The sequence below is a fragment of the Aurantimonas sp. DM33-3 genome, assembly GCF_014334315.1.
Taxonomy (GTDB): Bacteria; Pseudomonadota; Alphaproteobacteria; order Rhizobiales; family Rhizobiaceae; genus Aurantimonas; species Aurantimonas coralicida.
Genome location: NZ_JACSGS010000005.1, coordinates 175,663 through 187,890 on the forward strand (window position 1 = coordinate 175,663; position 12,228 = coordinate 187,890).

Sequence of the window (12,228 nt, forward strand, 5' to 3'; positions counted from 1 at the left end):
GGAAAGCATGAAGACGCAACTGATCGGGGCCATCGCCGCCGCCACGCTGGCGCTGGGCGCCATGGTCGCTCCGGCGACGGCCGAGGAGAACTTCATCGTCGTCCAGTCGACGACCTCCACCCAGAATTCCGGACTGCTGGACGCCATCCTGCCGGCCTTCATCGAAAAATCCGGCATCGAGGTTCGCGTTGTCGCGGTAGGCACCGGCCAGGCGATCAAGAACGCCGAGAATGGCGACGGCGACGTGCTGCTCGTTCACGCCAGGCCCGCCGAGGAGAAGTTCGTCGCGGCCGGCGGCGGTGTCGAGCGCTTCGACGTCATGTACAACGATTTCGTCGTCGTCGGCCCCGCCGCCGATCCCGCCGGTGTCGCGGGCATGAAGGACGCCGAGGCCGCGCTCGGGAAGATCGCGGCCGCCAAGGCGCCCTTCGCCTCGCGCGGCGACGACAGCGGCACCCACAAGGCCGAATTGCGCCTCTGGAAGGACGCCGGGATCGACCTCGCCGCCGCCTCCGGCAGCTGGTACCGCGAAACCGGATCGGGCATGGGCGCCACCCTTAACACCGGAATCGGCATGGGCGCCTACGTCCTGACCGACCGGGCGACCTGGATTTCCTTCGGCAACAAGGGCGATCACACGGTCGTCGTCGAGGGCGACCCGGAACTGTTCAACCAGTATGGCGTGATCCTGGTGAACCCGGACAGGCATCCGGCGGTGAAGGCCGAAGCAGGGCAGGCCTTCATCGACTGGCTGACCGGAGACGAGGGGCAGGCGGCCATCGCGAACTACAGGGTCGATGGCCAGCAGCTGTTCTTTCCGAATGCCGACATGACCGGCGATCGAAGCTGACACCGGCGCGCTTTCACGGCTGCCGGTCAGGGGCCGGGCGCGTTGTAATGTACCGTGCCTGCCGCGCGGACATCGTAGCCGCTCATCTCGGCCGCCCTGTCGTGGAATTCGGGCGTGTGCAGGAACCGCATCAGCGCCTGCAGCGGCGGCTCGAAGAAGGCCTGCCGCCAGACCAGCAGATCGGTGCGGTCCTCGGCCAGCGGCACGAAACCGAGTCGGTACTGGGCCGCCATCGCCGCCAGCCCGAAGCCCGCATCCGCCTTGCCGTCCAGCACCAGCCGGGCGACGTCGTCCTCGGTCTTGGCGACGCCCGGCGGGCCGGCGAGCGCCGCCGGGTCGAGCCCGGCTTCCATCGCCAGCGCCTCGAATAGCTTCTGGCCGCCGGCGCCGGGCTGCCGCCGCGCAAAGCGCAGCGGCGCCAGATCGGTGACCGCCTCGATCGCATGCGGATTGCCGGGGACGACGATCAGGCCGCATTGGCGGCGGGCGAATTCGATCAGCACCACCGGGGCGTCGCCCAGCATGTCGCGCACCGTGGCGACATTCCAGTCGCCACCGGCTTCGCGAATATGGGTGGCACAGGCCGCCGCCTCGCGCCGCGCGACCCGGCCGATGCCGTCGGAGCTGCCGTCGAAGAAGGCGGCCAGTCCGCTGCCCGACTGGCGCAGCGCCCATTCCAGCAGCGGATCGTGACTGCCGGCGAGGATCATCGGCAGTCGGGTTTCGGTCGCCACCGGCCCGGAGCGCGCGGCGGCCATCCAGGCGGCGACCTCCTCGCGCGGAAACAGCAGCTTGCCGACCACGCGGATGCAGGGCACCTCGCCGCTGGCCGCCAGGTCGTAGACCTTGCGCTCCTTGATGCGCATGAGATCGGCGAGTTCGCGGGTGGTCAGATAGGTGGGCGCGGTATCGGACATCGCTCCATCTATCGCCAAGCGTCCAGCGGCGGCAACGTCTCTTCGCCGTCGCACGCGCTGCGAACCGGCAGGACGCATGGCATCTCGACCGGGCTTTCCTTCCTCGCATAGAAGGGCAGGGACCCCGCCGGGCGGGCAGGATGCAGCGAAGGGACGGGTGCCAGGTGGAACAGCGCATATTCGGCATCACCGGCTGGAAGAACTCCGGCAAGACGACCCTGACGGAGCGGCTGGTGACCGAGATCACCGCCCGCGGCTACCGGGTCGCGACGGTCAAGCACGCCCACCATGCCTTCGAGATCGATCGGGAGGGCACCGATTCCTTCCGCCATCGCAGCGCCGGCGCCGGCGAGGTGGCGATCGTCTCGGGAACACGCTGGGCGCTGATGCACGAATTGCGCGGCGCGCAAGAGCCGAGCCTTGCCGACATCGTCGCCCGGCTGTCGCCCTGTGACCTGGTTCTCGTGGAGGGCTACAAGCGCGAGCCGCACCCCAAGATCGAGTGCCGGCGACAGGAGGCACGCGATCGCCGGCCGATGCAGGACCACGCACCAGGCATCGCGGCGATCGCCGCCGATCATCCGGTGACCGACAGCGCGCTGCCGGTCTTCGGCCTCGATGACATCGCGGCCATGGCGGATTTTGTCCTGGCCGAGACCGGTCTCGCCGGAGCGTCGGGGCCGGACTGACGCCGGCCGGGCGAAAGGCTACCAGCGCTTGCGGCGTTCCTCGAAGCGCTCGCGCCGTTCGCGAAAGCGGCTGTCGCCGCGCTGGTCGTCGCGGGTCCGGTCATTGTCGAAGCCGCGGCCATAGTCCCAGTCGCCGTCCGAGCCCCAATCCCGCCGATCCTCGTCCCGGTCGCGATGGTCCGCACGATGCCGGTCGTCGCGATCGCGATGATCGCGATCATGCCGGTCGCCATCCCGGCGCCTGTCGTCGCGCCGGCCATCGCGTCCGCGGCCGTCGTGGCGTGCGCGCTCCTCGGCGCGCCAGCGCGGCGCGTCGCGGAAATCGTAGAGATACCGGTCGGCGTCGAGACTGCCGCGGTCGATCCCGTCACGGCCGCCTCGGTCGCCACCGCGCCGGTGACGACGCCCGTCGCCGCGATGCTGCACGAGGCGGAATGCTCCGGCCGGTTCGCCCGCCGGGGCCGCGCTGGCGGGGGCGACGCTGGTCGCGATGCCGGACGCGAGCGGAACCGGTCCGGGCGCGACAACCGGCTGGGCGAGCCCGAAGCTCAGGAGGACGAGGGACGTTGCGAGCATGTGCCGATGCCTCCGGGGCGAGGAACGATGAGGTCCGCGATCATGGCGCGGGCCGGATGAGGTGCCGATCCGCGCGGCGCTGGATCAGCTGGAACGCGGATCGTCCGACTGCCGGACGGCCGGGCCACGGCATCCATGTGGTGCCCGCGCGTCAGCGGGCGATGCGCAGGCTGGAAATCTGTTCGGTGATCGACTGGAAGGCGGCGGCCAGCTCTTCCTGGCTCTGGGCGTCGTAATAGAGCTTCTCGCTGGCATCGATCAGGCCGTTCGAGGCGCAGTCCTCCATCAGCTTCTTCACCGGTTCGCCGTCGCGCAGGTCGAAGGCGATGGTGAAGATCAGGATGCCGTCCGTGCCGCCGGGCTTGCGGCCATCGGCCTTCACGTTCTCGCAGACCTTGGCGACGTTCTGGTCCATGGCGGCGACATAGCTGTCGACGCTGTAGTCCTTCGCGTTGCCGGTGGTGCCGTCGTAGATGCGGCCGGGCTTGCGGGTGCTGCTGCCATGGGAATAGGCCGCGCCATAGCCGTAGGAGCCATAGGTGGAGCGGTTGTAGTCGCGGATCTCCAGCGGCCGTCCGCCGGAGTTCAGATTGTAGGTGTTGTTGCCGTCGGTCATCAGCACCAGCACCTTCAGATTGTCGGGCTCGTCGTGGCTGCGGCCCTCGGTGAAGGGCGGCCGCGCCGTCAGCAGCCGCCAGCCCCAAGCCAGGCCGTGCGGAATGTTGGTGGCGCCCTGGGCGTCCATCACGTCGATGGCGTCGGTCACTGTCTTGAGCGTCTTGGTCAGCGGCGTGATCGGCGTCGTCGCGCAGGTGGAGTTCGGGCCCCAGTCGCTGCGATTGCTGCTCGGCGTCGTGATCGAGTAGCCGCTGTCGAAATACTTGGCGACCTTGGCCTGCTCGGCCATCGCCTCCTTGGCCGAGTCGGGCGATCCGCTGCCGCTGTCGAGATAGTCGTTCCAGCCATAGGCGGAATCGTCGTATTCGTCCGGCGCGAAGGTCGGCACGAACAGCGTCTCCGGCTTGGAACTGACCGGCTCGGTGTCGGTGGCGGCGAGCCCGTTCGGCCGCGCCTCGACGCAGCCCCGCCATGTGCCGAACTGGCTCTTGTAGCGCGCATTGTCGTAGACATAGAACCGGGTCAGCGGCTCGCCGGTGGTGATCCGCGTCCAGTAGGACCCGTTGTACCGCGCCAGGGGCGTGCCACTGGAGGGCGAGGTGTAGACCCAGCCCCTGTCCCGTATCCACTCCCAGCCGCCGCTGGTCGCGCCGGACAGCCAGCCGCCCCAGTCGAGATTCTCGTGATGGATCGGCGAGCGGCCCTGCGTGTCCATCCAGTCGGCATTCTTGTATTGCGGGCCGACATTCACCGAACTGGAGAACGGGACGACCGCGAACTGGACGGGAAACTCTTCGGTCGAGCCCTTGTCGGCCGACAGGAACTGCTCGGCGAGGTCCTCGGCGGCGTCCTTGATGATGTCGATCTTGCTCTTGGTGCCGCCCGAGCGTGGCCGGTCCTGCATCGAGCCGGAATTGTCGAGCACCAGCGCCAGCTCGATCGAGCGGTTCTGCACGACGATCTCGCTCTTGGCGTAGAGCGGGAACTGCCGCCAGTCGAGCGTGCCGCCGGTGACCCACATCAGCGCATCGCCGAAGAAGGTCGGCAATTGCCGCCGGGCGGTGACCTTGAGGATCGTCAGGCCGTCCTCGCGAAACACGCCGTCATAGCTGAACTGGGTGGTGCCGCGCGTCTCCTCGCCGGCATTGTGGAAGAAGAAGGCTTCCGAGACGCTCTTGAGATAATCCGCGTCCTGGGTTCGGCCGTACTCCCGGCCGGCGGCGAGGGCGGCGACGTCGGCCGCCTGCTGCAGGCTGCGATTGGCGCCGTAGATGCCCGACAGGTCCACCGCGGTCGCAAAGCAGAGCGCGAGGACCGGCAGCGTCAGTCCGAAGACCACGGCGACATTGCCGGTCTCCTCGCGACGAAACCGCATGATCCTCGTAAATATCTGCACCGGGTCTCCCATGTGTCGCCACGACGAAAACACCCAGCATAGGGACATACAGTTGCGATAAGGTTGCCGGTATCGTTCGCATATGCAGCGTCCGGGATTGCCGTGCTGCGATGGGGTTTCGCCGCGTGCCGGCGCCCGGCCTTCGCGGTGCGCCGGGTGGCTGGCATCGGGCCGCGGGCGATGCCATGGTGCGTTCGGCGCGGGGCACCGGACGATCCTGCGAGGAGGAGACGACCATGGACATCAAGCGCGGGGGATCGATCCCGACACGGCGCGGGCCGGCCAGCTATTTCACCGGTACGGTCTGGCAGGACCCCATCATCGAGGCGCCGGAGCCGGCACGCGTGCGCTCCAACCTGGTGACCTTCGAGCCGGGTGCCCGCACCGCCTGGCACACCCATCCGCTCGGCCAGACCCTCTATGTGACGGCGGGGGCCGGGCGGTTCCAGACCGAGGGCGGGCCGATCGAGACGATCCGCGCCGGCGACGTTGTCTGGATCCCGCCGGGCGAAAAGCACTGGCACGGCGCCGGTCCCGACACGATGATGACCCATGTGTCGATCCAGGAGGCGCTCGACGGCGTCGCCATCGACTGGCTCGAGCATGTCAGCGACCTGGATTATGCCGCGGCGTGAGGGCGGCGCCGGTGCCACGCGCCGGTCCTGAAACGCAAGACGGCGCCCCAGATGCGGCGCCGTCTGCGATGATCGGATCTTGTCGCCTCAGGCGGCGACGGCGGACGGGGCTTCTTCCATCGCCCGCATGTAGAGGTCGAGCAGCGTCTCGTGCTCGTCCCGCTCGTCCTTGTCCTGCTTGCGCAGCTTGATGATCTCGCGGATCACCTTGACGTCGAAACCCTCGCCCTTGGCCTCGGCGAAGACTTCCTTCTTGCCGTCGTTGAGGTCCTGGATCTCGCTCTCGATCTGCTCGATGCGCTCGACGAACGAACGGATCTGTCCGCCCGCAATCATGGCCGTGTCACTCATGGTTTCTCCTTCGCGAATCCGGAGCCGCAATATCGACGGGGTCGGTAACCGGATCCTTAACTCTGGCGCTCCGGCGCAACTGACCTGTGGACGACGGGCGAAGGGATATGTCCGCGACCGCCGGCGGGTCGGCCGCGCCGCCACGGCGGTCCACGCTCCTGAAGACGGTGGGCGATGACCCTGCACCTCACCGACCATGACCGCGCACTGCTGAACGGCGAGGCGGACGCCGCCGCGGCCTTCGCCATGCAGATCCTCACCGGCTTCGCCCGGTCTGTGGGCGCCGAGGCACTGCTCGACATTGCCGGCGCCCATGTCGATGGCTGCCTTTATCACGGCGCCGTCAGCCTCGATTTCGTCGAAAGGCTGCTGGCCGGGGGCGGCCGCGTGAGAGTGCCGACCACCCTCAATGTCGGCTCGCTCGATCTCATCCATCCCGAGCTCGTGCGCCTCGATGCCGGCGAGCGGCAGCCCCGGCGCCGGCTCATGCAGGCCCATGAGGCGCTGGGCTGCCAGGCCTCCTTCACCTGCGCGCCCTATCAGACCCTGTTCCGGCCGCGCTTCGGCGAGCAGGTGGCCTGGGGCGAATCCAATGCCATCGTCTTCGCCAATTCGGTGATCGGCGCGCGCACCAACCGCTATGGCGACTTCATCGATTTGTGCTGCGCGATCACTGGCCGGGCCCCGGCCTATGGCCTGCATCTGGAAGAGCAACGCCGCGGACGGGTGCTGTTTCGCCTCAAGGGGTTCGCTCCGTCGCAGGTGCCCGACGATGCCCTCTATGTTGCGGTCGGGCTGATCATCGGTGCGGCCTCCGGCGAGCTTGTGCCGGTGATCGAGGGCCTGCCGCCGCCGCGCGACGAGGACCAGCTGAAGGCGCTCGGCGCCGCCGCCGCCTCCGCCGGTGCGGTCGGCATGTTCCACGCGGTCGCCATCACGCCGGAAGCCCCGACGCTGGCGGACGCCTTCGGTGGCCACGAGCCGGACCGCATCGTTGCGATCACCCCAGCCTCCGTCGATGCCGTTCTCGCCCGCCTGTCCACCGTGCCGGAAGGCGCGCCGATCGACGCGATCTGCCTCGGCACGCCGCATTTCTCGCGCGGCGAATGGGACCGGCTGCTGCCGCTCTTGCGCGGAATCCGGCCGGACCGCGGCCTGCCGATCTACGTCAACACCAGCCGCGCGACCCTGGACGGGCTGCGCCGCGACGCGGCGCTGGCGGGACTGGAGGGCACCGGCCTCGTTCCGGTCGTCGACACCTGCACCTATGTCACCGCGATCCTGCGCGACATGGACGGGGCGGTGATGACCAATTCCGGCAAATGGGCGCATTACGCACCCGGCAATATCGGCGTCTCGGTGGGCTTCGGCTCGCTGGAGGACTGCATCCTCTCCGCCGCCAGCGGCAGGGTCGTGAGGACGCGGACATGACGCGCACGGGAGCGATCGTCGTCGCGGGCCGCGCGGAAGGGACGGCACTGGTTCTTGCCGAACCGCTCAGCTTCTGGGGCGGGATCGACGTGGAGACTGGCGCCATCATCGATCATTCGCATCCCTCGCTCGGTGCCAGCGTCACCGGGCGCATCCTGGTCATGCCCAGCGGTCGCGGCTCATCGTCCTCCGCCTCCGTCTTCGCCGAATCCATCCGGCGTGGCACCGGGCCGCTTGGCGTGCTTCTGGCGCGCGCCGATCCGATCCTCACCGTCGGCGCGATGGTCGCCGCCTCCCTTTACGGGCGGGACTGCCCCATCGTCGTCTGCGACATCGCCTGCATCGCTGACGGTGCTGGCGTGGCGATCGACGCCAGCGCCGATGCCGGTGATGGCACCGTCGCGATCCGCCCGGCGTGACACGCTTCGCAACAGGCGCATGCCTTGACCGCGGCCGTCCATCCCGCCGAAGAAGAGCCGGGGATTTGCGAGGGGATTCGCAAAGGGGGAACCTGCCGGCATGAAGATCACCGCCATCGAGACGCTGCGGACCGAGGAATTCGCCAATGTCCTCTGGGTGCGCGTCCACACCGATGCGGGGATCATCGGGCTCGGCGAGACCTTCTACGGCGCCGGCGCCGTCGCGGCCCACATCCACGACACGCTGGCCGGGCGCCTGATCGGCCGCAATCCGCTGCATATCGAGGCGCTGTCGAAGGAGATGGTCAATCTGCCGATGGCGCAATCCTCGACCGGCGTCGAGTATCGCGCCGCCTCGGCGATCGACATCGCGCTGTGGGACATCTTCGGCAAGCTCTGCGACCAGCCGGTGCACCAGATGCTGGGCGGCCTGTGCCGCGAACGTCTGCGCATCTACAACACCTGCGCCGGCACCCGCTATGTCAGCTCGAGCAACATCCGACCCGTCTCGAACTGGAATCTCGGCGAGACGTCCGGTCCCTACGAGGACCTCGACGCCTTCATGACCGATGCCGGGGCGCTGGCCGAGGACCTCCTCGACAACGGCATCGACGCCATGAAGATCTGGCCCTTCGACCCGATCGCCAACGAGACCGGCGGCCTCTATTTGACCGCCGAGCAGATGCGGCGCGGGCTCGAACCCTTCGAGAAGATCCGCAAGGCCGTCGGCGACAGGATCGACATCATGGTGGAGTTCCACTCGCTGTGGAACCTGCCGGCCGCCAAGATGATCGCGAGGGAACTCGAGCCCTACAAGCCGATGTGGTTCGAGGATCCGATCCGCATGAACTCGCCGCAGGCGCTCGCCGAATATGCCCGCTCGACCGACGTCTGGGTCTGCGCCTCCGAGACCCTCGGCTCGCGCTGGCCCTACAAGGACATGCTCGACCGCGATGCGCTGTCGGTGGCAATGGTCGATCTGTGCTGGTCCGGCGGCCTCACCGAGGGCCGCAAGATCGCGGCGCTCGCCGAAACCTGGCACCGGCCTTTCGCGCCGCATGACTGCATCGGCCCGGTCGGCTTCGCCGCCGCCGTCCACATGTCATTCAGCCAGCCCAACACGCTGATCCAGGAATCCGTTAGGGCGTTCTATCGCGGCTGGTATACGCAACTCGTGACCGCGGTGCCGAGAATCGAGGGTGGCTACGTCTACCCAATGGAGGGGCCGGGCCTCGGCGTCGAGCTGAAATCCGACGTGTTCGAGCGCACCGATCTCCTGCGCCGCATCAGTGAAATCTAGAGGGGAAGACACCATGACCGAAACCGCATCCTTCGACCTGACAGGCCGCACGGCGCTGATCACCGGCTCCTCGCGGGGCCTCGGCAAGGCGATGGCGCAGGGACTGGCCGAGGCCGGCGCGGTCGTGATCCTGAACGGGCGCAACGCGGAGACGGTCGCTGCCGCCGCCAAGGAACTGCGCGACGCCGGCCACACCGTCCATGAAGCGATCTTCGACGTCACTGGCGAAGCCGCCGTGGTCGCCGCCTTCGAGAAGTTCGACGCCGAGGGCCTGGAGATCGACATCGTCATCAACAATGCCGGCATCCAGCATCGCCAGCCGATGCTCGAACTGGCCCTGGCCGACTGGCAGCGGGTGATCGACACCAATCTCACCAGCGCCTTCCTGATCGGCCGCGAGGCCGCCCGCCGCATGGTCCCGCGCGGCCGCGGCAAGATCATCAATATCGGTTCGCTGACCAGCGCGCTCGCCCGTGCGACGGTGATCCCGTATACGGTCGCCAAGGGCGGCATCAAGCTCCTGACCCAGGGAATGGCCGCCGAATGGGCCGCGTCCGGCATCCAGGCCAATGCCATCGGACCCGGCTACATGCTGACCGACATGAACGAGGCGCTGGTCGCCAACAAGGATTTCGACAACTGGGTGAAGAGCCGCACGCCGGCCGGGCGCTGGGGCCAGCCTGAGGAACTCGTCGGAACGGCGATCTTCCTGGCGTCTTCGGCCTCCGACTACGTCAACGGCCAGATCATCTATGTCGACGGCGGCATGCTGTCGGTCCTCTAAGACCGCGAAAGCTGGAGACACCATGAAAGCGATCGTTGCACACGGCCCCCACGACCTCCGCATCGAGGAGCGCCCCGATCCGGGCGCGCCGGGGGCGGGCGAGGTGCGGCTGCGCGTCCAGTCGGGCGGCATCTGCGGTTCCGACCTGCATTACTACCACCATGGCGGCTTCGGCACGATCCGCATCAAGGAGCCGATGATCCTCGGGCACGAGGCCTCGGGCATCGTCGAGGAACTGGGCGCCGGCGTCTCCGGCCTCGCCATCGGCGACCGGATCGCGATCAATCCGTCGCGGCCCTGCGAGAACTGCGAATACTGCCGCCGGGACATGCGCAATCACTGTCTCGACATGGTGTTCAGCGGCAGCGCCATGCGCTTCCCGCATGTCGAGGGCATGTTCCGCGAAGTGCTGGTGGTGCCGGCGGCGCAGGCCGTGCCGGTGGGCGCGGCGACCGATACGGGCCTGGCCGCCCTGGCCGAGCCCTTCGCCGTCTGCCTGCACGCCGCGCGTCAGGCCGGTCCGCTGCTCGGCGCCGGCGTGCTTGTCTCCGGCTGCGGGCCGATCGGCTGCCTTGCGGTGGCCGCGGCCCGCCGCGCCGGGGCGGCGCACATCACCGCATGCGACGTCGTCGGCGAACCGCTGGAGACCGCCCGCAAGCTCGGTGCCGACACGGTGATCGATCTCGGCAGCGACCGCAGCGGGCTCGACGCGCTGAAGGCGGACAAGGGCCGCATCGACGTGGTCTTCGAATGTTCGGGCAACCCGGCGGCCGTCACCACCGCCGTCGAATGCGTCCGGCCGCGCGGCCGGCTGGTCGCCGTCGGCAATGGCGGCCCGGTCGAGTTCCCGCTCGCCTCGCTGGTCGCCAAGGAGATCGAGATGGTCGGCTCCTTCCGCTTCGACACGGAATTCGCGCTGGCCGCAGATCTCGTCTCGCGCCAGCTCGTCGATCTGGCGCCGCTGATCACCCACCGGATGCCGGCGGGCCGGGCGGTGGAAGCCTTCGATCTGGCCAGCGACCGCAGCCGGGCGATGAAGGTGCAGCTCGACCTGACGGACTGGACCGCCGCGACCTGAGCGTCGACAATACCGGAAAGGCACGCCGGCCTTTCCGGCGTCTGACGATGACAGGAACGGACCGCCGCGCATGCTGCAGAATCCGCCGGCCGAGCCGGGCATGGCCGAGGAGGATGTCGACACCCCGGCGCTCCTCGTCGACCTCGACGCGCTGGAACACAATCTCGACCGCATGGCGGCCTTCGCGGCCAGGGCCGGCATCCGCCTGCGGCCCCACGCCAAGACCCACAAGTCACCGGTCATCGCCCATTGGCAGGCCCAGCGCGGCGCCGTCGGGCAATGCGTGCAGAAGGTCGGCGAGGCCGAGATCCTCGCCTGGGCAGGCGTTCCTGACATCCTCATTACCAACGAGATCGTCGCGCCGCGCAAGCTGGCGCGCGTCGCGGCGCTGTCGAAGATGACGAACATCGCGCTCTGCGCCGACGACGCGGGCGTGGTGGACCTCATCGAGGCCGCCGCCGAAGCGGCCAGTTGCCGGCTGACCGTGCTGGTCGAGATCCATGTCGGCGCCAACCGCGCCGGGGTCGGCTCGCCGGCCGCCGCTATCGCCCTGGCCGAACGTATCGCAAGCAGTCACGCGCTGATCTTCGGCGGCCTGCAGGCCTATCACGGCGGCGCCCAGCATCTGCGCGACCTCGATGCGCGCCGCGCCGCCATCGCTTCGGTGGCCGATACCGCCCGGGCGGTCGTCGACGGTCTTGCGGCGAAGGGGATCGCCTGCCCGGCGGTGACCGGCGCGGGCACCGGCACCTTCGAGCTGGAGGCGGCAAGCGGCGTCTTCACCGAATTGCAGGCCGGCTCCTATGCCTTCATGGATGCCGATTACGGCCGCAATCGCCCGGCGCCGGACTTTCGCCAGTCGCTGTTCGTCGCGGCGACCGTGATGAGCTCGGCGCGCGAGGGTGTCGCGGTGGTGGATTGCGGCCACAAGGGCATCGCCATCGAGAGCGGGCTGCCGCTGGTCCACGAACGGCCCGGTGTGACCTATGCCGGCGCGTCCGACGAGCACGGCCAGCTGGCCTGTTCCGCGGGCACCAAGCTGTCGGTGGGCGAGCGCCTGCGGCTGGTGCCGGGGCATTGCGACCCGACGGTCGATCGCTACGACTGGTATGTCGGGGTGCGGGACGGCTGGGTCGAGGCCGTCTGGCCGGTCGCCGCGCGTGGCATGATGGCCTGAGCGGCGA

General features: G+C 68.7%; 13 protein-coding genes. 9 read left to right on the forward strand and 4 right to left on the reverse strand.

From position 1 onward, the window contains the following. Positions 1 to 7: 7 nt before the first annotated feature. Positions 8 to 850, forward strand: coding sequence for a substrate-binding domain-containing protein (locus H9Q09_RS09290; RefSeq protein ID WP_024350250.1), 843 nt, complete (start codon positions 8 to 10; stop codon positions 848 to 850). 26 nt (positions 851 to 876) lie between these two features. Here the strand turns inward: H9Q09_RS09290 and H9Q09_RS09295 are convergent, their stop codons facing one another. Beyond that, positions 877 to 1,767: a helix-turn-helix transcriptional regulator gene (locus H9Q09_RS09295; RefSeq protein WP_187390803.1), complete on the reverse strand. Its 891-nt coding sequence runs from the start codon at positions 1,765 to 1,767 to the stop codon at positions 877 to 879. A gap of 140 nt (positions 1,768 to 1,907) precedes the next feature. Between H9Q09_RS09295 and mobB the strand changes: the two genes are divergently transcribed. Next, positions 1,908 to 2,456 carry a molybdopterin-guanine dinucleotide biosynthesis protein B gene (mobB, locus tag H9Q09_RS09300; RefSeq protein ID WP_029702986.1) on the forward strand — a complete coding sequence of 183 codons (549 nt, stop codon included), beginning with the start codon at positions 1,908 to 1,910 and terminating at the stop codon, positions 2,454 to 2,456. 18 nt (positions 2,457 to 2,474) lie between these two features. Here mobB and H9Q09_RS09305 read toward each other — a convergent pair whose 3' ends face one another. Continuing rightward, positions 2,475 to 3,032 (reverse strand): hypothetical protein, encoded by a 558-nt coding sequence (locus tag H9Q09_RS09305; protein ID WP_024350253.1) that lies wholly within the window; start codon positions 3,030 to 3,032, stop codon positions 2,475 to 2,477. Positions 3,033 to 3,183: 151 nt separating this feature from the next. Next, positions 3,184 to 5,025, reverse strand: coding sequence for a VWA domain-containing protein (locus H9Q09_RS09310; protein ID WP_024350254.1), 1,842 nt, complete (start codon positions 5,023 to 5,025; stop codon positions 3,184 to 3,186). A 257-nt stretch (positions 5,026 to 5,282) separates the two neighbouring features. Here H9Q09_RS09310 and H9Q09_RS09315 point away from each other — a divergent pair, with 257 nt between their 5' ends. Then, positions 5,283 to 5,681, forward strand: a complete 399-nt coding sequence (locus H9Q09_RS09315; RefSeq protein WP_187390804.1) for a cupin domain-containing protein — start codon at positions 5,283 to 5,285, stop codon at positions 5,679 to 5,681. 87 nt (positions 5,682 to 5,768) lie between these two features. Here the strand turns inward: H9Q09_RS09315 and H9Q09_RS09320 are convergent, their stop codons facing one another. Beyond that, on the reverse strand, positions 5,769 to 6,032 hold the full coding sequence (locus H9Q09_RS09320) for a DUF2312 domain-containing protein (protein ID WP_024350256.1): 264 nt from the start codon (positions 6,030 to 6,032) through the stop codon (positions 5,769 to 5,771). A gap of 174 nt (positions 6,033 to 6,206) precedes the next feature. Here H9Q09_RS09320 and H9Q09_RS09325 point away from each other — a divergent pair, with 174 nt between their 5' ends. From H9Q09_RS09325 to H9Q09_RS09350, 6 genes are all read left to right on the forward strand, one after another. Continuing rightward, complete coding sequence (locus H9Q09_RS09325; RefSeq protein ID WP_187390805.1) at positions 6,207 to 7,463, forward strand: aconitase X; 1,257 nt, start codon at positions 6,207 to 6,209, stop codon at positions 7,461 to 7,463. Then, the gene (locus tag H9Q09_RS09330) at positions 7,460 to 7,882 is read left to right on the forward strand and encodes a DUF126 domain-containing protein (protein ID WP_187390806.1); all 423 of its coding nucleotides are present in this window, start codon (positions 7,460 to 7,462) and stop codon (positions 7,880 to 7,882) included. The genes H9Q09_RS09325 and H9Q09_RS09330 overlap by 4 nt, the downstream gene beginning before the upstream one ends. 100 nt (positions 7,883 to 7,982) lie before the next feature. Continuing rightward, on the forward strand, positions 7,983 to 9,182 hold the full coding sequence (locus tag H9Q09_RS09335; protein WP_187390807.1) for a mandelate racemase/muconate lactonizing enzyme family protein: 1,200 nt from the start codon (positions 7,983 to 7,985) through the stop codon (positions 9,180 to 9,182). A gap of 13 nt (positions 9,183 to 9,195) precedes the next feature. Beyond that, complete coding sequence (locus H9Q09_RS09340) at positions 9,196 to 9,966, forward strand: SDR family oxidoreductase (RefSeq protein WP_024350260.1); 771 nt, start codon at positions 9,196 to 9,198, stop codon at positions 9,964 to 9,966. Between the two features lie 22 nt (positions 9,967 to 9,988). Next, positions 9,989 to 11,044 carry an L-idonate 5-dehydrogenase gene (locus tag H9Q09_RS09345; protein WP_187390808.1) on the forward strand — a complete coding sequence of 352 codons (1,056 nt, stop codon included), beginning with the start codon at positions 9,989 to 9,991 and terminating at the stop codon, positions 11,042 to 11,044. 70 nt (positions 11,045 to 11,114) lie between these two features. Continuing rightward, positions 11,115 to 12,221, forward strand: coding sequence for a DSD1 family PLP-dependent enzyme (locus H9Q09_RS09350; protein ID WP_187390809.1), 1,107 nt, complete (start codon positions 11,115 to 11,117; stop codon positions 12,219 to 12,221). Positions 12,222 to 12,228 lie beyond the last annotated feature (7 nt).